This window comes from Candidatus Aminicenantes bacterium (assembly GCA_026393795.1).
Taxonomy (GTDB): Bacteria; Acidobacteriota; Aminicenantia; order UBA2199; family UBA2199; genus UBA2199.
In genome coordinates, this window is the sequence record JAPKZL010000164.1 from 1 (window position 1) to 20,526 (window position 20,526).

The 20,526-nt window shown below is 54.8% G+C and carries 18 protein-coding genes, 1 tRNA gene and 1 pseudogene; 13 read left to right on the plus strand and 7 right to left on the minus strand.

Annotated elements, in window-relative coordinates; genetic code table 11:
* The 3 genes from NTW95_07745 to NTW95_07755 all read right to left on the minus strand — a co-directional run.
* A partial coding sequence (locus NTW95_07745; GenBank protein MCX6557303.1) for a hypothetical protein occupies positions 1–1,239 on the minus strand: 1,239 nt, incomplete at its 3' end.
* A 9-nt stretch (positions 1,240–1,248) separates the two neighbouring features.
* On the minus strand, positions 1,249–1,929 hold the full coding sequence (locus tag NTW95_07750; GenBank protein MCX6557304.1) for a hypothetical protein: 681 nt from the start codon (positions 1,927–1,929) through the stop codon (positions 1,249–1,251).
* Entirely contained in the window at positions 1,916–2,275 is a 360-nt protein-coding gene (locus NTW95_07755; protein MCX6557305.1) for a hypothetical protein, read from the minus strand. Before NTW95_07755 ends, NTW95_07750 begins: the two co-directional genes overlap by 14 nt.
* 404 nt (positions 2,276–2,679) lie before the next feature.
* Between NTW95_07755 and NTW95_07760 the strand changes: the two genes are divergently transcribed.
* Positions 2,680–2,756 (plus strand) — tRNA-Met (locus tag NTW95_07760).
* A gap of 305 nt (positions 2,757–3,061) precedes the next feature.
* Here the strand turns inward: NTW95_07760 and NTW95_07765 are convergent.
* The 3 genes from NTW95_07765 to NTW95_07775 form a co-directional block, all read right to left on the minus strand.
* Positions 3,062–3,832: a hypothetical protein gene (locus NTW95_07765; GenBank protein ID MCX6557306.1), complete on the minus strand. Its 771-nt coding sequence runs from the start codon at positions 3,830–3,832 to the stop codon at positions 3,062–3,064.
* A gap of 315 nt (positions 3,833–4,147) precedes the next feature.
* Positions 4,148–5,122: a hypothetical protein gene (locus NTW95_07770; GenBank protein ID MCX6557307.1), complete on the minus strand. Its 975-nt coding sequence runs from the start codon at positions 5,120–5,122 to the stop codon at positions 4,148–4,150.
* 98 nt (positions 5,123–5,220) lie between these two features.
* Positions 5,221–6,564: a hypothetical protein gene (locus NTW95_07775; protein ID MCX6557308.1), complete on the minus strand. Its 1,344-nt coding sequence runs from the start codon at positions 6,562–6,564 to the stop codon at positions 5,221–5,223.
* A gap of 380 nt (positions 6,565–6,944) precedes the next feature.
* Here NTW95_07775 and NTW95_07780 point away from each other — a divergent pair, with 380 nt between their 5' ends.
* A complete protein-coding gene (locus NTW95_07780; protein MCX6557309.1) occupies positions 6,945–7,358 on the plus strand; it encodes a DUF2177 family protein in 414 nt (137 codons plus the stop codon).
* Positions 7,359–7,433: 75 nt separating this feature from the next.
* Positions 7,434–8,297, plus strand: a complete 864-nt coding sequence (locus NTW95_07785) for a zinc metallopeptidase (protein MCX6557310.1) — start codon at positions 7,434–7,436, stop codon at positions 8,295–8,297.
* A gap of 13 nt (positions 8,298–8,310) precedes the next feature.
* Here NTW95_07785 and NTW95_07790 read toward each other — a convergent pair whose 3' ends face one another.
* Positions 8,311–9,825: a DUF4388 domain-containing protein gene (locus NTW95_07790; protein MCX6557311.1), complete on the minus strand. Its 1,515-nt coding sequence runs from the start codon at positions 9,823–9,825 to the stop codon at positions 8,311–8,313.
* Positions 9,826–9,977: 152 nt separating this feature from the next.
* On the opposite strand from NTW95_07790, the gene NTW95_07795 reads away from it, so the two are divergent.
* The 10 genes and pseudogenes from NTW95_07795 to NTW95_07840 all read left to right on the plus strand — a co-directional run.
* On the plus strand, positions 9,978–10,895 hold the full coding sequence (locus tag NTW95_07795; protein MCX6557312.1) for an ATP-binding cassette domain-containing protein: 918 nt from the start codon (positions 9,978–9,980) through the stop codon (positions 10,893–10,895).
* Positions 10,892–11,659 (plus strand): ABC transporter permease, encoded by a 768-nt coding sequence (locus NTW95_07800; GenBank protein ID MCX6557313.1) that lies wholly within the window; start codon positions 10,892–10,894, stop codon positions 11,657–11,659. The genes NTW95_07795 and NTW95_07800 overlap by 4 nt, the downstream gene beginning before the upstream one ends.
* A gap of 232 nt (positions 11,660–11,891) precedes the next feature.
* Positions 11,892–15,671 carry a PAS domain S-box protein gene (locus tag NTW95_07805; GenBank protein MCX6557314.1) on the plus strand — a complete coding sequence of 1,260 codons (3,780 nt, stop codon included), beginning with the start codon at positions 11,892–11,894 and terminating at the stop codon, positions 15,669–15,671.
* Positions 15,668–16,015, plus strand: a pseudogene (locus NTW95_07810) (response regulator transcription factor). Before NTW95_07805 ends, NTW95_07810 begins: the two are co-directional and overlap by 4 nt.
* A gap of 12 nt (positions 16,016–16,027) precedes the next feature.
* The gene (locus NTW95_07815) at positions 16,028–16,591 is read left to right on the plus strand and encodes a GGDEF domain-containing protein (GenBank protein ID MCX6557315.1); all 564 of its coding nucleotides are present in this window, start codon (positions 16,028–16,030) and stop codon (positions 16,589–16,591) included.
* A 415-nt stretch (positions 16,592–17,006) separates the two neighbouring features.
* The gene (locus NTW95_07820; protein ID MCX6557316.1) at positions 17,007–17,807 is read left to right on the plus strand and encodes a Bro-N domain-containing protein; all 801 of its coding nucleotides are present in this window, start codon (positions 17,007–17,009) and stop codon (positions 17,805–17,807) included.
* A 209-nt stretch (positions 17,808–18,016) separates the two neighbouring features.
* Positions 18,017–18,319: a hypothetical protein gene (locus NTW95_07825; protein MCX6557317.1), complete on the plus strand. Its 303-nt coding sequence runs from the start codon at positions 18,017–18,019 to the stop codon at positions 18,317–18,319.
* A gap of 3 nt (positions 18,320–18,322) precedes the next feature.
* On the plus strand, positions 18,323–18,700 hold the full coding sequence (locus tag NTW95_07830) for a four helix bundle protein (protein MCX6557318.1): 378 nt from the start codon (positions 18,323–18,325) through the stop codon (positions 18,698–18,700).
* On the plus strand, positions 18,693–19,067 hold the full coding sequence (locus tag NTW95_07835; GenBank protein ID MCX6557319.1) for a hypothetical protein: 375 nt from the start codon (positions 18,693–18,695) through the stop codon (positions 19,065–19,067). The genes NTW95_07830 and NTW95_07835 overlap by 8 nt, the downstream gene beginning before the upstream one ends.
* A gap of 10 nt (positions 19,068–19,077) precedes the next feature.
* A partial coding sequence (locus NTW95_07840; protein MCX6557320.1) for a PAS domain S-box protein occupies positions 19,078–20,526 on the plus strand: 1,449 nt, incomplete at its 3' end.

Genomic DNA, 20,526 nt, shown 5'->3' on the forward strand with positions numbered 1-20,526 from the left:
GTGGAAAACCGGGGAGGTCGCCTTCTGGATGGCCCCGACGTTGAACTTTTTCAGTTCCCGGTTGTCGAGGGCGTTCATCACGATCAAATAGGTGTCCAGCTCCTGGCGGACGAAAAAGGCGATGTTTTCTCCCTGGCGGTCCCAGCTGAAGGTGCGGCCGTCGGCCGGGACGAACTTGTACTCGATGCCGTCATAGGTCGACCTGTAGCCCGGGGTGACGTTCTTGATCACCTTGCCGTCCTTGAGCGAGACGATGATGATGTCAAGCTTGTAGGTGCGGTAGTTGACCGTGACGATGGCCAGCAATTCCCCGCCCGGGGAAACCTGGTGCGAGAAGGAGTAGGCGAAAGGAAAATCGGGACCGATCAGGAAACTGTAGTCCTCGGGGTTTTCGCGGTTGAGGAAAGCCTTGAAACGGTTGCGGGCGTATTTTTTGAACTCGAAATTGAAGGTCTTGGGCACGAAGTTGAATTGCTCCAGGAACGAATGCCGCTTGCCGACCAGATTGGGGCGGCGCTGGCTGGTCAGCAGGTCGCGGACGCCCTTGCGGCCGAATTTCTCGAAAAAGAATTCGTACATCAGATGGCCGAAATCGTAGGGCAGGCGGTTGGTGCCGCCGGCGCTGCGGATGTCGCCGTCCTCCTGGATCTCGGGCATGCGGTCGCACAGGACGCTGTCGACAACCGTCAGCAGGCTGAAACTGTCCCAGTAGCCGGTCATGAATTCGGCCAGGCCTTCCATGACCCAGTCGGGGGGGTTGAGAAAATCGAACATCCCGGTCGCATGCCCCTTGTACAGGATCGTGTACTCGAAGATATGCGTGAGCTCATGCTTCAACAACCGCGCCATCTCCTCTTTCGAGCGGTTGCCGTAAACGACGATGCGGTTGTTGGCCGGTTCGGCGAAGCCCTCGAAGCTCCCGGGGGCGATGAGGCCCGGGTACAGGTTGGTCTGCTCCAGGTCGGTCTGCTTGTCGTAATAGATGATCGGCGTGCGGTGATCGATGGTGGCGTTCAGGAACGCGGAGACCTCGTCGTAGGCTTTCTCGGCTTGACGCGCCAAGCGGGCGAGCAATTCCGGGTTGTCGGTGTAATGGAAGATGCGGAAGTTCTTGGTGTCGGCGTATTTCCAGGGAAAAGCCTTGCGCACGATCTTGTTTTTCCCGTAAAAATAAGAGTATTGCGCGGAAACGCCGGCGGCGCACAGCGCCAAGACAAGGGCGATGATTGTTTTTTTCATTTGGGCTTCCTATTTAAACAGGATGTAGCGTTCCTGGGTCGCTTTCCTGGGCTGGAGCGCGAGGCCCAGCCTGGCGGTGATCTTGCCGACCATGCTGTTGAAGTTGAACTGGGCCGTTGTCGCCTCGCTGGGCTCCATTTTCTCCGTGTAGGTCTCCTGCAGCAGCGTTTGGCCCGAGTCGCCGTCGATGACGGCGATCTTCATGGCCATTTCCCACAGCTGCACCGCGGCATAGGTGTTTTTCGTGTTGCCCTCTTCGTCCTTGACCCTTTTGACCACGCCCAACTTCTTGATCTCCAGGTTCAACTTGCCGGTGATGAAGAGCGACTGCGGGTGGGAGCGGAAGACATGGGCAAAGAAGACGCTGTTCGCATACTGGAAATCGATCGCCGGGCAGTAGCGGCGCAGCAAATGGCGGACCATGGCCCAGTGGGGAGGATCGAGGGTGGTTATTTTCTGGTTGATGGCGAAAGGCAGTTCCTCGCTGAAAACCTTTCTGTTTTCGGCGTCGACGTCCAAAGCGATATCGGGGACATTGGCCAGGAAATCGACGAAATAAACATTCTGATAGCGGCTGAAATCCACCACCCGTTTTTCCAGGAACGGCACCGGGGTCGAGACATAGCTCTCGGCGCAGGCCGCGGCCAGGGCCGCCAGCAGCAGGGGCAAAATGAGTCTATTTTTTTTCATTGTTGTTCTTCTTTTCATTGTCGTTCTTCTTCTGATTTTTCTTGAAGCGGTCGTAGTTGCCCTGGATCAAGGAGTTGCCCGGAGCCAATCGCATGGCCAGCTGGTATTCCTGTTCGGCCTCCGGCGCCCGATCCAGGCTTTCCAGCGCCACGGCCATGTTGTTGTGCAGGGCGGCCGAATCGCCGCCTTTAGCGGCCTGCACTTTTTGCCAGCGGTAATAGGCTTCCTTCCACAGTCCCTCCGTGGCCAGCTTATTGGCGAACTCGAAATCGCTCCGGTAGCGGTTCACCGCGCAGCCGGCGATCCAAACGACGCACAGGGCTAAAAAAATGATCTTCTTCTTCAATTCAACCTCCCTGGGCCAGAACGGCAAAATGTCTGGAATTCAGCCATTGGATAATAACAACTGCAGCCTTCTTTTCTTGCATGCTTTAATGCCCCTAAAATAAGCACATATAATGTAATATATTTAAATTATTTTCAATGCTTTTAATACTTTTGCTGCCAATCCCCCAAATTCGTTACTTAAGTCCTACTGATTGCATATGGCCACTTTCAATCGTTGGCGGTGTGATTCTTTTCCCCCTTCGGGGGCAGACAAATCAAATCCGCCCCCTGGGGTTGTCTCACTAAATGATTTCAATACTTCCATAAATATTTGAAATCATAGTGAGAGCAACCCCAGTTGGCGGATGATTTGTGCTGCTCCTTGACTTTCGCTTTCGCCGCGCGTATAATATTTTCTTGGATCGCGGGGTGGAGCAGCCAGGTAGCTCATTGGGCTCATAACCCAAAGGTCGTAGGTTCAAATCCTACCCCCGCTACCAAACTTTCAGCGGCATTATGCCGAGACGCTTCGTCGAGGCATCTAATGCTGCTGTGCTGAGCCGTCTTCGGCGAAGCATATAACACGGCTATGCCGAGACGCTTCGTCGAGGCACCCCAAATATCCCCATAAATTCAATATTTTTTAATTATTTGTTTATTCCTTATTTTATTATTGGCAATAAGAATGGCCTATTTTAGACTTTTTATATCCCACATATATCCCAAATATTCCTCCAAAATGAACTCTTAAATATTTTGACATTATGATGCTGAACCTTGATTTTGATCTACAGACCGTCGAACTCTATTTTTTACAAAAATAAACAATTCCTACTGTTAAAAAGATCAAGCCCAACACAAATCCCATCCAGCGAACATATCGGTTTTCATAATTGGGCTTGATCAGTGCCCATGATCTGGGAGCGATCATATTCTGCTCAAAAATGAAACCCAGCACTTCTTCCCACCCCTGCATAACCGCCACGGCAATAAAATACTGCTCGAAATGGTACTTAAAGCGCCAGGCATTCAGCAATTTTCCACGAAAAAGGTATATGAACAACACGGCTCCGAGCCAGAAGAATAAAATCCATTGGTTTCGCTTTAACCTGGAGCGGATGCTCACCGAGACCGAATCCCTTTCAGAATCCTGGATCGATTTCCAAGAGTCCAGCTCGATCCGCGAATAATTCTTCAAGCAAACCTCTCGCCAAACAATGAAGGGGATCATGGCAAACGCCCAGAGCAGCATGACCAAGACGATCGGGAATGGATCATCTGTTATCAAAACCGACAAAAGCATGAGGAAAAAAGCGACAGCTAAAGCAACTCCCAGGATCATGAAGAATTTTTTATCGAACAGGGTCTTGTTGAAGCGCGCACGTTCGATGAAATGAAGGAGTCCCCTGCCCGAGACCTGCTGATTCTCTTTTACTTGCAGGCGGCAGTTTTCGCCGCTCTCCTCGGCGATGAACCCGACATCGCGCCATTTCTGAATCGTTCCCGTATCCAATTGGAACAGCTCGGCAATTTCTTCAAGCTTATAGTCTTTCTTTGCATCGATCTTGCCAGCCATCTCCGAAAATATCAATTTCCGCTTCCTGAATATCATTGGCCTGTGTCCAATTTTTGATCCTCGATTTAATTTTATCATAAGGATCACTGGGTTCATAGCCCAAAGGTCGTAGGTTCAAGCCGAGGCACACCCGCAGGGTGGGCCGAGACCTGCGGAGCGGCCTTCGCCAGAAGGGCGATCCGCTCATCCTACCCCTGCTACCAAATTTCTCCCAATCAAACTATATTCAAATTCGAATCCATGCCTCTTTTCATAACCCAACCGTTCCCATTGGGCGAATCGGCATCACCATTTGGCGAGAGAAGATTCACTGGTTTATTTCTGCTCTTGTTCCTTTTGGACAGGGATGGGCAAATCAGAGATGATCCGGGTGCTTACCCAGTAGATATCGTCATTCCAGCCAAAAAAAAGATACCGGCCATCGGGCGATATCGATGCGATGCCGGCCTTCACGTCAAGGCCATACTGCGACAGATCAACCGCCTCGCCCCACGTGCCATCCTTGCATTTGAAGGATACAAACAGGTGCGGACCGCCATCGATATCAAAGACAATGTAACTGCCGTCCGGGGCGATGCACGGATGGGCGATGGAATCGGACCTGCCGCGCAATTTTTCAATCCCGCCCTTGAGATCTTCGTACCCGGCGATCAGGTTGCCCTTCATGATGGCCTGGCTCACGAAATCGCATTCGGGGCCGGTATGGGTTACGTATATTTTTCCGTCGCGGGAGGAACTGACAAACATGCCTTGGCCCGCGTATTTCGCCACGGACCAGCCAGCCGCAGTTCGCTCGGAGACATAAATCCCGTAATCGGGCAATTTGGGCTCGCCGGCTGGGGCCGGGTGCTCCCAATTCCAATAGATGCGTCTGTTATCGTATGTCACATGCGGTTCGTTGGCTATGTAACCCGCAGAGAACTGTACCGGTGCGGGGTAGGTCCAGCCCTGTGCCTCCAAGCGGCTGGCCATGATCTGACTATTATTTCTGGTAAAATAAAATTCTTTTCCATCTGGTGAAAACGTGCAAGCGGATTCTTTGGACGCGGTCTGGGATACAATGCCCGGCGCAAATATCTTCGGCTCTTTGCCGGGAGGTATCTGTCCCAAATAAGGGCCTTTTATCTCAGTCTGCTGGCCGGCATAGAAGGGGGGCTTTTCCCCATCCTGGATTTGAGCAATCAATGCCTGGCAAAACAAACCCAAAGTCAAACCACAGATGGCGAGCCGCACTATCTCCATATCAAATTTCGAATGCAATGAACCAGAACATTCTCTTATGATTTTCATCGCGATCCTCCATCATGGATTTCATCAACTGACAAGAAAACTGATTTCCCCATGATTGAATCTTGCCGCGCATCGGCTTGTGACAGAGGGCGGGCCGCTCAGAGCCGATTTTGCCAGAGCACCCGGCCCGTGTCGCTGTCGACGCAGACGGCATGGAGCATGCGGATGAACAGCAATCTGTTTTTTACCTGCTCGAAGAATTGGAAATCGAAATCGGGATTCCCGCGGGAAAATACGATTTTAAAGGCATCGGTTTGGCGGGCCTCGTTGACATCGAAGAAGATCTTCGGGATTTCCGCCTGCCAGCGTTCCTGCAACATGCCGCCTTCCGGATAGTGCAGGCGCGAGATGCGCATCTTGGCATCCGGGGCGACTGAACCGCGATGGATGATATAGAACGAGTCGTCATCGGGCTGCAATAATTGGTTGTGCCCACCGAAATGGCCTTCCTCCGAAATTTCGCGCCACCACAGCTCTCTGACGGTAAGTTCGTTTTCCGCCGTCCGCAAGTCGGTTTGCACCTTCGACAAGGCATTCTGTTCCGCGGTCTGGAATTGCCGGCGGCCGGTGGGATCGCTTTCTTTCATCGCCGCCAGTTGCGCGGACAATTGGCCTTGCCGGGTTTTGGCTTGCTGCAATTCCCGCCCGAGCCGCTGCAGGATGCGCGGTTTGTTTGCGTCGCATAAAAACTCGCCCTCCAGGAAACTCAATTGCGGATCCACCGGGATACTGTTCCGGGTGATGGTTTTGCGCAGGTCGTTGCTCAGGTAAAAATGGGCGGAACGAAACTCGACGCCATCGGAAAAACAGTTGAGGGTCTGGTGTGTCTCCGCAAGGGATATGACTGCGGGCAACTTCTGAATGGTGAAATTCTGCGGATCGACGGCCCAATGGTAGCCCTGCATATCGGTGATGATCAGCTTGTCCCGCCGTTCGTCATAGGCGAAGAAGCTATTGATCTGGGACCACTTTATTTTGGCCAGGTTGTTTTGCAGCGCCGGCTCGGCCGCTAATATTTGTTTCTGGCTGACGGTCACGGCCAGGGTGCGGGGATTTCTGCCATGCAGGCCGAGCGCCGGGTCCAAAGAATAAAGCCAAAGCTTACCGTTGGAGATGCCCAGGAAGCTGACCGGGTTTTCTTTTTCTCGGCCAAATTCAATGCGGGCTAACAGCTGTCCATTTTCGAGTCCGTATGCTGAAAGTCTGGTTTCAGCGTAACCGTAGATACTGGTGAATCCGCGACCGGATCTTTTACCGATGGCTTGAAAAATGCTCTCATGGGCGATCAGGATATACCCCTGCGGGCCGCTGTAAACAGCCGCTTTTACAATATCGTCGGCCTCGCATTTGGCCATATCCTTGTGAAAGCAACCGCTCATTATCAGTGTTCCCGAAAGTAATGCCACACCCATCCGGCGGATCCGCCAAGCGCTTTTTTTCACGGCTCACCTCATGTCAAAAAAGTCTTTACTGTTTTTGAAAGTCTATCATTTGATACAAGAATTTTCCAGTAAGGGGCGGGAGGAGTATATGCAGTTAACAGCATTGGTCTTATAACCCAAAGGTCGTCCCGCTGAGGCGGGACTCCCGCCCTCTTCGGGACGGTCGTAGGTCCAAGCCGAGGTGCACGCGAAGCGGGGCGCCGTGACCCTGCCGATCGGACTTTGTTAGAAGGACGATCGGCGCATCCTACCCCCGCTACCAACCTTTTTTCCAATACAATCGCTGAGTTCTTTCTTTGCTTTCTTATCTTACCCTAAACCCTGTACCCTATCCCCTGTACCCTAAACCCTGATATAATGAAAGCTCTATGGAGGTGAATATGTCGCTTAAAAACGCAATCTTGCTTTACCTGCTCACGTTGGCCGTCTTTTTTCTCATCGACATGGTCTGGCTGGGGCTGGTGGCCAAGAACTTTTACCGCCGACACCTGGGCGCGCTGCTCAGCCCGACGGTCAACTGGCCGGCGGCCATCCTGTTCTACCTGCTGTTCATCGCCGGCTTGCAGCTGCTGATCATCGCGCCGGCGCTGGCCAAGGGGTCGCCGCTGCAAGCCTTGTGGCAGGGGGCGCTGTTCGGGCTCGTGTCCTACGCCACCTACGACCTGACCAACCTGGCCACGTTGAAGGATTGGCCGCTGCTGGTGACGCTGGTCGATCTGGCCTGGGGAACGGTCCTGGGCGGCTCGGTCTCGTTTCTCAGCGCCGCGGCCGCCTCACGGCTGCTGAAAAACTGAGCTGGCGCCGGCCCCCCTTGACTCGGGCTAGCGCCTGGTCCATTATTTCCCGTTGACACGGAGAGGAGGTCGAACATGTTATGGAAAGGCCAAAGGCAAAGCGATAACGTCGAGGACCGCCGCGGCATCAGCGGGCGGCAGGTGGCCGTGGGCGGCGGCTTGGGCGCACTCGCCCTGGCCGTGATCGTCCTGCTGCTGGGCGGCAACCCGGACGAGGTTCTGAAGAACATGCAAACCTCCCAGCCGGCAACAGGGCAGGAGCAAGCGCGGCCCCTGACCGCGGAGGAAAAGGAGCTGGGCGAATTCGTCTCCGTCATCCTGGCCGACACCGAGGACGTCTGGCACCAGGTCTTCCAGCAGCAGGGCCAGACGTACCGCGAGCCCAAGCTGGTCCTGTTCAGCAACGCCACCAATTCGGCCTGCGGCAACGCCCAGTCGGCCGTCGGCCCCTTCTACTGCTCGGGCGACGAGAAGGTCTACATCGACCTGGGGTTCTTCCAGGAGATGCAGCAGCGGCTGGGGGCGCGCGGCGACTTCGCCTGGGCCTACGTCATCGCCCACGAGGTCGGCCACCACGTGCAGAACCTGCTCGGGGTCATGCAGCAGGTCCAGGAACGGATGCAGGGGATGGACAAGGAGGAGGTCAACCGCATGTCGGTGCGGTTGGAGCTTCACGCCGACTTCCTCGCCGGCGTCTGGGCCCACCACGCCCAGCGCCTGAAGGGGCTGATGGAGGAGGGAGACATCGAAGAGGGGATGAACGCCGCCTCGGCGGTGGGCGACGACCGCATCATGAAGCAGCAGCAGGGCTACGTCGTGCCCGACGCCTTCACCCACGGCACGTCGGCGCAGCGGGTGCGCTGGTTCAGCAAGGGATTGCAGAGCGGCGACCTGAGCCAGGGTAACGGAATTTTTAGCCTCGCTTACGACGAAATCTGAGGGGCTGAGATCATTATTTCCTTTTTTTAAACAGGGGGGGGGCCGCCTTTTCCCTTACTTTCTTGCGGCGCAGATCGACCAACGCCCGGCTGGCGCCGGTGTGATCGTAGGTGATCTCCTTGACCCGCTGGAAGCAGCGCTCGGCGAGTTTCATCTTGCCCTGGCCGCGGTAGAGGATGCCCAGGGCGTAAACCGGATCGGCGCTCCAGGACTTGAGTTCAATGGCTTTTTTCAAGCTGGTCTCGGCGTCATTCTTCATGACTTCCATCTCTCCCTGGCAAAGCCCGAGCAGGTAATGGAAGTCGCCCTGGCCCGGTTCCAGCTTGATGGCCTGCTTGAGAAAGCCGATGGCCTTGTCGAACTCACGCTGCTCGTACAGTTCCTTGCCCTTGAGGAGCATGGCCCATGCTTTTTCGTGGTCGCTGGCGGCGATGTTCATGGCCGGGGGCGCGGCGGCCGGTATAAACGGCAGCTCGGGCTCGGGGACGATGGAAAAATCTTCATCCTGCCATGGCGCCGCGACGACCGGGACTTCCAGGGGTAATGGCTCATCCTGCGGCACGGCCGGCGCAACCGGCTTCACCTCGGCCGAGCGCAGACGGTCACAGACCGCGCGGGCAATCTTCTTGATCTCCGGGGCGGCGGCCGAACCGAAGCGCTCCGGGGCGAAGCGGAGCAGCATGTCGTTGCGGGCCGTTTCCACTCTCTCCGCCGGCGTGTCGGGGGCCAGCCCGAGCAGGGAAAAAACATCGCTGCCCGGGGCCTGGATCCTCTGGTTCGTTTCCAGGAGGGCGGCAATATCCCGGCCGATATCGGCATGGCTGTCGCTTTTCTGAAACTGCAGGAGCCCGAGCATGTGCAACACCAGGATCTTGCGCCAGAAATCGACGGGCAGCATGTCCAGCAGGGCAATGAGCTCCTGGCAGGTCCGCTGTTGGCTCAGCGCCGCCAGCCGGGCATGGAAAACGAGCTCGGCATCGGTCAGATAGATTTCTAGAAGCGGCGGTATTTCCTTGAACGGCAGCGGTTCGCGTAAAAGCCAGCGGTTGGAATAGAGCGAGACATGGTCGATCGACCTGGCCCCTTCGACTAGGATTCCCGCCAGCGGGATCTCGAACATCTCGCGGAACGGCGGATGCGGCTCATCGGGGAAGAAGCTCCATTTCCCCGTTTGCAGGGAAAAAGTCGAGATGGCGATGCGCCGGAGCTGGTAGATGCGGGCGAAGAAGATGTCATTTTTCTTGGCGAAATTGTGGTCGAGCAGCATGGCGCTGACCTGGTCGTCGGCAAACTGGTGCAGGCCGCTCAGGAAATTGTACTGCTCCTCGCTGATGAGGCCCATCAAATGCAGGATGACGGAAATCTTTTCGTCAAAGCGGGTGCTCGCGCCGTTGATCAATTTGCCGTTCTGGAAATAAAGGTTGATCTGAAAATCCCGGCAGGCGATTTCCAGACTGCCGGAAAGATTCTTCAGGTAGACCTGCTGCAGGAAAAAGGACAGCGGTTCCCTCCCGATCTGGTGCTCCATGGCTATCATTATGGCCCGCGGCTAAAATAAAATCAAATTGTATTATGGTGAATTTACGTAGGGGTTTGATTAATCAAACCCCCACACATATTTCAAATCCTTTTTTTGACATTGAATCAAAATCTGCTATCATACGCTCCCGGCCAGGCGAAATGAAAACCATCATCACTGCCGAACAGCTTTGCAAAAATTACGGGAAATTCACGGCCGTCGACCGTATCTCCTTCGCCATCGAGGAAGGCGAATGCTTCGGCTTCCTGGGGCCCAACGGCGCCGGCAAGACCACGACCGTGCGCATGATCCACTGCGTCTCGCCGGTCAGTTCGGGGACGCTGACCGTGCTGGGCATGGCCGCTTCCATCGACAACCGCGTCATCAAGAAGAACACCGGCGTCATCCCCCAGGAGATCAACCTCGACAACGACCTGACCGTGCGCGAGAACCTGCAGGTCTTCGCCCATTTTTTCGACATCCCCGGCCGCGAAGCGCAGCAACGCATCGACGAGCTGCTGAAGTTCGTCGAGCTCGAAAAAAAGCGCGACAGCAAGATCGACCAGCTCTCGACCGGCATGAAGCGCCGCCTGCTCATCGCCCGCGCCCTGCTCAACCAGCCGAGGCTCATCATCGCCGACGAGCCGACCACCGGCCTCGACCCGCAGGCGCGGCACCTGATCTGGCAGCGGCTGCGGCAGCTGAAGAGCCAGGGCGTCACCCTGATCCTGACCACGCAGTACATGGAGGAGGCCCAGCAGCTCTGCGACCGCATCGTGGTCATGCACCAGGGGCGGATATTGAAGGCCGGCATGCCTTCGCGGCTCATCGCCGAGGAGATCGGCCGCGAGGTCACCGAGATCCGCGCCGCGGCCGACCAGGACGGGAAGCTGCTGGCCGAGCTGGGCCCGCTGGCCCGCGGCCACGAGCGCGTCGGCGACTCGCTGTATTTCTACTGCGATGACGGCCGGCCGCTGATGAAAAAAGTGCTCGAACTCGATCTGCCCGACACCGTGCACCGGCCGGCATCGCTGGAAGACGTTTTCCTGAAGCTGACCGGCAGGAGCCTGATCGAATGAAATTCTCCTACCGCATCATCTACGTTTTCTGGCGCAACATGGTCTCCTACAAGCGCTTCGTACTGACGACCTTTATTGCCAGCTTGATCCAGCCGCTTTTCTACCTGATCACCTTCGGCATCGGCATGGGCGCCTACATCGGTTATTTCGGCGGCAAGCCCTATCTTTATTTCCTCGTCCCCGGCGTGCTGATCACCTCGGTGATGATGACCGCCAGCTTCGAGTGCATGTACGGCACGTTTGTCAAGATGGACCACGAAAAGCTCAACGACTCGCTGATCGCCACCCCGGTTTCGGCCGAGGACGCCATCGCCGGCGATGTCGCCTGGGGCGCCTTCCGCGGCGTGGTCAGCGGCGGGTTGATGATGATCGTCGCCATCTTCATGGGCATCCTGCCGGTGTCGCTGGCCAGCGTGCTGTTGCTGGTGCTGCTGATGGTCATCGTCGGCGTCCTCTTCGGCTCCCTGGCCATGGTCGTCACCTCGTTTGCCCCCAACTTCGACTTTTTCAATTATTATTCGGAACTGGTCATCACCCCCATGCTCTTCTTTTCCGGGGTCTTTTTCCCCTTGGACAAGTTCCCCGGCTGGATGAAGACCCTATCGCAGTTCATGCCCCTGACCCACGCCGTGGCCATCGCCCGGGCCATATTCAACGGCACCTATTCCACCAGCCTTATCTTCAATTTCTTGGTTATTTTCATCCTGGAAACGGCCGCCTTCCTCATCGGCGTCAAGCTGATGAAAAAGCGTTTGATCAAGTAGGAATTCCAATCACTACTAGGCAATCGAACTTCCATCCAAAAAGCATTGCCTAATTTAAAAAAACCCATGTTTCATTGACTTTTATAAAATGCCTATGCTACCATTAATTCATAGGCAGCGCCGGTTTTATCAGAAAACCGATACCAGCGAGGCCGCAATGACCCAGGCGGGGAAGAATGGCCAAGTTATGAACAAAAATAGCTTCCAAAAAAACCGGTCAGGAATTCGCTATATGCTGATTTTTGTTTTCCTGGCCGTGGTCATCATCACGGCCGGTTTCCTTTTTTACCGGAATTATAAGCTCCAATTCCGCTCCGAAACAGAGAGCCAGCTGACCGCCATCGTCGGGCAGAAAGTAAGCGACTTGGCCAATTGGCGCCGCGGCCGGTTGAACGACGCCCTGCTCTTCTTCCACAACGGCGTTTTTTCCGTCCTGGTGCGGCGCTATTTCGAAAATCCGGCCGATCTGAAAGCCCAAATCGAGATCCGCACATGGTTGAGCCATCTGCGCACCGCGCGGCAATATGACCGGCTCATGCTGCTGGACAACAGTTTTTTTAAGAAAATATCCATCCCCGCTGTCGAGGAGCGAAGCGTTTCCTTTGTTTCCCCAAGCTCGGCCGCGGACCTGCGCGCCGGGAAAGTGGCTTTTGAGGATTTCTACTGGAACGAGTCCACTAAAAAGATATATATAAAAATATTGATCCCGGTACTCGAAGGCTATAACGGCAACCTGCCGAAGGCGACCCTGGCCATGCGCATCGATCCCAACGATTATCTGTACCCCCTTATCCAGCGCTGGCCAACACCCAGCCGGACTGCCGAGACCCTGCTGGTCCGCCGCGAAGGCAGCGACATTCTCTATCTGAATGAACTCCGGTTTCAAAAAAACGCCGCCCTGAAGCTGCGTATCCCCCTGAGCGACAAAAACAATCCCGCTGTCATGGCGGTGCTGGGCCGGGAAGGGATCGTCGAAGGCCGGGACTACCGTGGCATGCCGGTGATCGCCGTCTTGCGCGCCATCCCCGACTCGCCCTGGTTCCTGGAGGCCCGCATCGATCGCGCCGAAGTGTTCGCGCCGCTAAAAGATCGGTTGCGCATGATCATCATTTTGGTCTTCGTTCTGCTCCTCGGCGCCGGCGCCGGACTGGCTCTGCTCTGGCGGCAGCAGGAGGCTCGCTTCTTCCGGGACAAATATAAGGCAACAGAAACGCTGCGGGAGAGCGAGGAAAGGTTTAAATTCATTTTTGACAATTCTGTTGACGGGATGCTCTTGATCAATCTGGAAAATCAAAAGATCAACAATGCCAATATCAGTATGTCGCAAATGCTTGGCTATAGCTTGGAAGAACTGCAGAAATTAGGGGCCGCGGATATCCATCCCAAAGAAGATATGCCCTATGTGGAAAAACAGATCGAGATGCAAGCGACCGACGGGCTTGCGCCTGCCAGAGATCTTCCAATGAGAAGAAAAGACGGAAGCGTCTTTTATGCCAATGTTCGCGGAGCCCCGATTATGTTATCGGGAAAAAAATATTTGCTGGGCGTCTTTAGAGACATCACCGAGCGCAAGCGGGTAGAATCGGCGCTGCGCGAGAGCGAGGAGCGGTTCCGCGTCCTTTCCGCTTCGGCCCAGGATGCCATCCTGATGATGGATGACCAGGGCCGGCTGACCTATTGGAACCCCGCCGCGGAAAGGATTTTTGGTCACATCAGCAACGAGGCCATCGGCCACAACCTGCATGACCTGATCGCCCCGCAACGCTATCACCAAGCCCTTCACGCCGCATTTCCGGAGTTCCAGCGCTCGGGCCAGGGAGCGGCCGTGGGCAAGACGCTTGAATTGCAGGGGCTGTGCAAGGACGGCCGGGAAATCACCGTGGCCCTGTCGCTGTCCGCGGTGCAGATCAAAGGCAGCTGGCATGCCGTGGGCATCCTGCGCGACATCAGCAAGCAAAAAACAGCCGAAAAAGAGCTGTACAATCTGCTCGATGAGCTGGAGCAGGCCAACAACCGGCTCGAGGCCGCCAACCAGAGGGCCAACCAGCTGGCCGTTGAGTCCCAGGCAGCCAACATCGCCAAGGGCCAGTTCCTGGCCAACATGAGCCACGAAATTCGCACGCCCATGAACGGCGTCATCGGCATGACAGAGCTGCTCTTGGGCACCGACCTCTCTGCGGAGCAGCGCCGCTTTGCCGAGACGGTGCGTTTGAGCGGCGAAGCCCTGCTGAGCGTCATCAACGACATCCTCGATTTTTCCAAGATCGAGGCCGACAAGCTGGAATTGGAGACCATCGATTTCGATTTGCGGGCAACTTTTGAGGACGCGGCGGAACTGCTGGCCCTGCGCGCCCACGAGAAAAACCTCGAATTTGTCTGCCGCGTCGACCCCGAAGTGCACACGTTCCTGAAGGGCGATCCCGGGCGCCTGCGCCAGATCCTGATCAACCTGGGCAGCAACGCCATCAAGTTCACGGCCCGGGGCGAGATCTTTATTGAGGTCAGGCTCGAATCGGAAAGCATGGAGCGGATAAAGCTCCGGGTTGAGGTGCGCGACACGGGCATCGGTATTCCCGCCGACAAGATCGGCCTGCTGTTCAGCGCCTTTCAGCAAGTGGACGCTTCGACCACGCGCCGTTTCGGCGGTACCGGGCTGGGGCTGGCCATTTCCAAGCGCCTGGTCGAAGCCATGGGCGGCGAAATCGGCATTGAAAGCGTCGAAGGCCGGGGATCGACCTTCTGGTTCACCGCTGTTTTCGGCAAACAGCCGCAACGCGACCGGGGCACTGGGACAGGCCAGGCCAAGATCAGCGGCGTGCGTATTTTGGTCGTCGACGACAATGCCACCAACCGCCTGGTTTTGAGCGAACAACTGGCTTCCTGGGAGGTGCGCCATACCGAAGCCGCAAGCGCCGCCCAGGCCCTTGACATGCTGCGAAAAGCCCGCGCCCAGAACGACCCCTTCCGCATCGTCATCGCGGATATGCAGATGCCCGAAATGGACGGCGAATCCCTGGGCAAATCGATAAAAGCCGATCCAAAATTGCGCGACACCCTGCTGGTGCTGATGACCTCCTTCGGCAGGCGCGGCGACGCCAAACGCCTTGAAGCCATCGGCTTCTCCGCTTACCTGACCAAGCCGGTCAAGCAGTCGCAATTGTACGATTGCCTGGCCACGATCATCGGCGCCGTTGCTCCCGAGGCCGGCACTGCGGAAGCTGCCCTGGTTACCCGCCACACCATCAGCGAGGCCCGCCGCCTCAAAGTGCGCATCCTGCTGGTCGAAGACAATCTCACCAACCAGCAGGTAGCCCTGGGCATTCTGGAAAAACTGGGTTTTCACAGCGACGCCGTGAGCAACGGCCGCGAAGCCATCCAGGCCCTGGAAACGGTTGCCTATGACCTCGTGTTCATGGATGTGCAGATGCCGGTCATGGACGGCTTCGAGGCCACCGCAGCCATTCGCTCAGGCCAAACAACAATCCCCAATTCAAAGATCCCCATTATCGCCATGACCGCCCATGCCATGAAGGGCGACCGCGAGCGCTGTCTCGAGGCGGGCATGGACGATTACATTCCCAAACCGATCGCGCCCCAAGCCATGGCCGCCGTTCTCGACAAGTGGCTCGATCAATCCCTGAAAGTGCCTGCCGCTGTCCCGGCCGCACCATCCGCACCCCTTGTTTTCGACCGCCGGGCTTTTGTGGACAGGCTGTCGGGCGACCTGGACCTGGTCAAGGAGATCACCGACGCTTTCCTGCAGGACATGCCCGAACAGATTCATATGCTTAAGCGCCACATCGGGCGTGGCAACGTCAAAGCGGCGGGATTGCAGGCCCACGCCATTAAAGGCGCGGCGGCCAATGTCGGCGGCCTGGCCTTGAGCGTTACGGCTATGGCTCTTGAGAAGGCGGCCCAGGCAAAGCGCCTTGACGAGGTCACCGCGCTATTGTCCGAACTGGAACGGCAATTTCACTTGCTGCAGGCGCTCATGCTGGAGAACGGACAATGAAAATTCTGATCGCCGAAGACGACTTGACCTCGCGGCGCATGCTGACCGCGATTTTAAAAAAATGGGGCTATGAGCCCGTGGCCACCGCGGATGGCAATACCGCCTGGGAAGCGCTGCAGCAGCCGGACGCCCCGAAGCTGGTCCTGCTCGATTGGAACATGCCGGGACTGGAAGGATTGGAAGTCTGTCGCCGCCTCAGAAAAAAAGAAACCGCCAACCCCAGTTATGTCATCCTGCTCACCGGACGCGGCGAAAAGGGCGACATCGTCAAGGGGCTGGAGGCGGGAGCCAACGACTACATCGCCAAACCCTATGACAATGCTGAATTGCAGGCCAGGATCAGGGTCGGCCAGCGCATGCTCGATCTGCAGTCGAGCCTCCTGGAAACGCAAACCGCCCTGGCCTACCAGGCGACCCACGATGCCCTGACCGGGCTTTACAACCGCCGCGCCATCCTGGACAGGCTTAACCAGGAGTTGTCACGGGCCCTGCGCCAGGGCAACAGCTTAAGTGTCGGCATGTGCGATATCGACCATTTCAAGAAAATCAACGACCGTCTGGGCCACCAGGCCGGGGACGACGTGCTGGTCGCCTTTTCCCGCTGCCTGGAGGCCAATTTGAGGGAATACGACTGCGTCGGCCGCTACGGCGGCGAAGAGTTCCTGATCATCGCCACCGGTTTGCCTGGACAGAGCGACGACGGGCTATACGAAAGGCTGCGTGAACAGGTGGCAGCCGCCGCGATCAAGACCAAGGCCGGAGATGTTGCCATTACCGTCAGCATCGGCACGGCAGCGGGAACAGGACAGAGCACCGTCGACCGCTTGATCGCCGCGGCCGACGCGGCGCTGTATCAGGCCAAAGCAGCGGGGAGAAACCGAGTAGTAAGTTCGGCGTTGGGAGTTCGGAGTGAAGAGTAAGAACGTTCGGAATGATGTAGGGGCGACCCTCGCGGTCGCCCTTTGTGTCAGATTTGTAGGGGCGACCCCCCTGTGGTGGCAGATCGATTCTATTCGCCAGAACAGGCGAATGATCGATGCTGCCTCGCGGTCGCCCTTTGTGTCAGATTCGTAGGGGCGACCGGCTGGTCGCCCTTTTCGAGATGCGGACAAAATGAATAACCAAAAACAAAAAAAGAATATCCAATTACCAATATCCAATTTCCAAATATTAGGGAGGCAACTGTTCGGCTATTCCGGACAGTTCAAAAAGAGGCTGACCGCGCTCAAGCGCATGGAATTGTCGGAGAGTCCGGGACAAAGCAATAAAAAGGAGAAGAGGCCATGAGCGACTCATACGAAGACACGAAGGCACGAAGGAAAAAAGAGATGCCCCATGCATAACGCGTTGGCCGTCTTCGAGAATTTCAATATACGCCGGATTTACGACGAGAAAACCGAGACCTGGTTTTTCTCTGTCGTGGATATTGTCCGGGCTTTAATTCAACAGCCGGATTATCAGACTGCCAGAAAGTATTGGAAGGTTTTAAAAGGACGCTTGGCTAAAGAGGGGAGTGAACTGGTAACAAACTGTTACCAGTTGAAAATGATCGCCGATGACGGCAAAATGAGGCGCACCGATGCGGCCAACCCCGAAACACTGCTTCGCCTCATCCAGTCTGTGCCCAGCCCCAAGGCCGAACCGATCAAACTCTGGCTGGCCAAGGTGGGTTACGAACGACTCCAGGACATGTCGGACCCGGCCCGGTCGCTCGATCGGGCCCGCGCCTACTGGCAACAGCATGGCCGCAGTGAAAAATGGATCCAGCAGCGGATGATGGGACAGGAAACCCGCAACAAGCTCACCGACTATTGGCAGGGCCACGAGATTAAGGGCGAGGACGAGTATGCCATCCTGACCAATATCATCCATCAGGAATGGTCGGACCTGACGGTTAAAGATCACAAGAAAACCAAAGGTTTAAAGACCCAAAACCTGCGTGACCACATGAGCGAAGCGGAGCTCATTTTTACCGCGCTGGCCGAACTCTCGACCCGTCAGATAGAGACCGGCGGCGGGGTTGCCAGAAAAGCACGGCTGGACCTGGAAAATAAGACCGGGAGAAGCGTGGTGACCGGCGAGAATTTTCTGCCGCCGGGGACCAGGAAGAAACGTTTGAAGGGGAAGGTGTCATGAGCGACACAAAGCATAATCCGCAGCGGACGCCCTTTTCAACGTTCGAAGTTCGAGGTTATAAGTTCGAGGTTATAAGAGAAGAATGAAGAGAAATAAAGAAAGAAAATTGCAATTGCGTAGGGGCGACCGGCTGGTCGCCCTTTGTGTCAGATTTGTAGGGGCGGTTCGCGAACCGCCCTTACACAAACTGTTATCGAGATACGGACAAAATGAATAACCGAAAACAAATAAGAAAAAAACAATATCCAATAACCAATATCCAATATCCAATTTCCAAGGTTCAGAAAAGAACCCTTTCCTCTTCTTCTTATTTGAAATTTGGATATTGGGTGTTGGATATTGGATATTCTTCTGATTCAGAAAAACAATATCCAATTTCCAAAGTTCAGAAAAGAACCCTTTTCTCTTCTTCTTATTTGAAATTTGGTTATTGGGTGTTGGATATTGGATATTCTTCTGATTCAGAAAAACAATATCCAATAACCAAATATCCGGGAGGCAAAAAAGAATAGACAATGATGAAGGAAAAGACATTTGACCTGCAGGAGCGTTTAATTGACTTTGCGGTGAAGATAATTAGACTTTCTGACACGATACCGGAAAACAAAGCGGGCAAACATATCTGTTCGCAAGTATTACGAAGTGGCACCTCTCCGGCCGCAAACTATGGAGAAGCACAGAGCGCAGAATCAAAAGCCGATTTTATTCACAAGCTGAAAATCGCACTGAAAGAACTGCGTGAAACTGAGATTTGGCTGAAGATCATTATCCGGGCGGAACTAGTCACGCCGCCAGAGCAGCTCTTTTCACTTCTGCAGGAAACGGATGAATTGATTGCAATACTGTTTAAGAGCGTTGCGACAGCAAAAAAAAACAAAGAAAAAGATGAATAACCAAAATCCAAAAAGAGAAAAACAATATCCAATTTCCAAGGTTCAGAAAAGAACCCTTTTCTCTTCTTCTTATTTGAAATTTGGTTATTGGGTGTTGGATATTGGATATTCTTCTGATTCAGAAAAACAATATCCAATAACCAATAACCAATATCCAATATCCAAGGTTCAGAGAAGAACCCTTTCCTCTTTGTCTATCGGATATTCTTCTTTTTCTTCTTCTTATTTGAAATTTGGTTATTGGGTGTTGGATATTGGATATTCTTCTTCCTCTTATTTGGACATTGGTGGTTGGGTGTTGGATATTGGATATTCTTCTTCCTCTTATTTGGATATTGGATATTCTTCTTCCTCTTATTTGAACTAGGAGCTGCTCAATGAAAGATAAAGAGCCGACAGAAGAACTTGTGGTCGTCGATATCAGCCGCTACAAGAAAATCAAAAACGCCTTGAAAGACAGTGAAGTCCGCTATCGCTCTCTCTTTGAAAACATGCCGATCGGGATCTTCCGCTTCAGCGCCGACGGCAAGATCCTCGACGCCAACCCGGCCTTGCAAAAGATCCTTGGTTATGCAGCATCAGCTGAACTTGAGCGGAAGAACCCGGGGAAAAATGACAAAAATCTCCTGAAAATATTAAGTGAATTCTGCGCTAAAATAGAGAGCCAAAATGAGTTCAGGAGCTTTGATCTGACTTGGCGGAAAAAGGACAATACGCCGCTCTCAATCCGCGTGAATGCCAGGATGGTCAGTGCCGGTGCCAACAACGTCCTTTTTTGTGAAGGCACGGTCGAGGACATCAGCGAGCGCAAGCAGGCGGAGGAGGCATTGGCACGGCAGAACGATGCATTGTCAAAACTCAACCAATTTTCCATCGAATTGTCAATGCTGTCATCGGCGGATAATCTCGAAGCGTTCATTACCAAACGGATCAAGGAATTTACCGGCGCCGTGGCGGCGATATTTTCCGAATACAATCCGGAAAGCCGAACCACAACGCCCCAACATATAGAAATGGAGCCAAGGTTGCTCGGAAAAGTCGTTGGCCTGCTCAGCAAACAAGTGGAGAGAATCCATTCTGTTGTAAGCGATGAGATGTACCGAGAGATAACCACAGAAATTATTGGTATACGAAAGACCTTGCATGAAGCGAGCTTCGGGGCTGTTTCGCGTCCGGCGGGAGCTGCGATACAGGCATTGCTCAAGGTTGACCGGTTCATCGGAGTAGCCTACCTCATCGATGGTGAGCTATACGGTACGTCTTTGCTCGCGATGAGAAAGGGTCAACCCGATCTGCCGAAGGAAATATTAGAGAACTTCAGTTTTTTGGCAGCGGTGTCCTTGAAACGCAAACAGGCGGAGTCCCAAAGGGAGGCTGCGCTCGAGGCGTTACGCGAGAGCGAGGAAAAGTTCCGTTCGATATTCAACAACATTGTTGACCTCTATTACCAGACCGACATGCAGGGGCTCATCACCAATCTCTCCCCCTCCTGTTTCGTTCTTTCCGGTTGGAAGCCTGAAGAGCTGATTGGGTGCCAGGTCCTCGATTTTTACACCGACAGGAAACAGCGAAAGGCCCTCCTGAAGAAACTCCTCCGCGAGGACGCGGTTTCCGACTACGAAATCACCCTGCTGCATCGGGATGGAAAACATATTGCGGTTTCGGTCTCCAGCCATCTGATAAGGAACGAGCAAGGGAACCCCAAATACGTGGAAGGTATTATCCGCGACATCAGCGAGCGCAAGCGGGCGGAGTCCCAAAGGGAGGCTGCGCTCGAGGCGTTACGCGAGAGCGAGGAAAAGTTCCGTTCGATATTCAACAACATT

What these genes read in the sequence shown, in the direction of transcription:
- NTW95_07830 (MCX6557318.1), top strand. Translation starts at nt 18,323, where the DNA reads ATGATGAAGGAAAAGACATTTGACCTGCAGGAGCGTTTAATTGACTTT.
- NTW95_07820 (MCX6557316.1), top strand. Translation starts at nt 17,007, where the DNA reads ATGCATAACGCGTTGGCCGTCTTCGAGAATTTCAATATACGCCGGATT.
- NTW95_07815 (MCX6557315.1), top strand. Translation starts at nt 16,028, where the DNA reads ATGCTCGATCTGCAGTCGAGCCTCCTGGAAACGCAAACCGCCCTGGCC.
- NTW95_07795 (MCX6557312.1), top strand. Translation starts at nt 9,978, where the DNA reads ATGAAAACCATCATCACTGCCGAACAGCTTTGCAAAAATTACGGGAAA.
- NTW95_07825 (MCX6557317.1), top strand. Translation starts at nt 18,017, where the DNA reads ATGAATAACCGAAAACAAATAAGAAAAAAACAATATCCAATAACCAAT.
- NTW95_07750 (MCX6557304.1), bottom strand. Translation starts at nt 1,929, where the DNA reads ATGAAAAAAAATAGACTCATTTTGCCCCTGCTGCTGGCGGCCCTGGCC.
- NTW95_07765 (MCX6557306.1), bottom strand. Translation starts at nt 3,832, where the DNA reads ATGGCTGGCAAGATCGATGCAAAGAAAGACTATAAGCTTGAAGAAATT.
- NTW95_07805 (MCX6557314.1), top strand. Translation starts at nt 11,892, where the DNA reads ATGCTGATTTTTGTTTTCCTGGCCGTGGTCATCATCACGGCCGGTTTC.
- NTW95_07785 (MCX6557310.1), top strand. Translation starts at nt 7,434, where the DNA reads ATGTTATGGAAAGGCCAAAGGCAAAGCGATAACGTCGAGGACCGCCGC.
- NTW95_07770 (MCX6557307.1), bottom strand. Translation starts at nt 5,122, where the DNA reads ATGAAAATCATAAGAGAATGTTCTGGTTCATTGCATTCGAAATTTGAT.
- NTW95_07835 (MCX6557319.1), top strand. Translation starts at nt 18,693, where the DNA reads ATGAATAACCAAAATCCAAAAAGAGAAAAACAATATCCAATTTCCAAG.
- NTW95_07780 (MCX6557309.1), top strand. Translation starts at nt 6,945, where the DNA reads ATGTCGCTTAAAAACGCAATCTTGCTTTACCTGCTCACGTTGGCCGTC.
- NTW95_07790 (MCX6557311.1), bottom strand. Translation starts at nt 9,825, where the DNA reads ATGGAGCACCAGATCGGGAGGGAACCGCTGTCCTTTTTCCTGCAGCAG.
- NTW95_07800 (MCX6557313.1), top strand. Translation starts at nt 10,892, where the DNA reads ATGAAATTCTCCTACCGCATCATCTACGTTTTCTGGCGCAACATGGTC.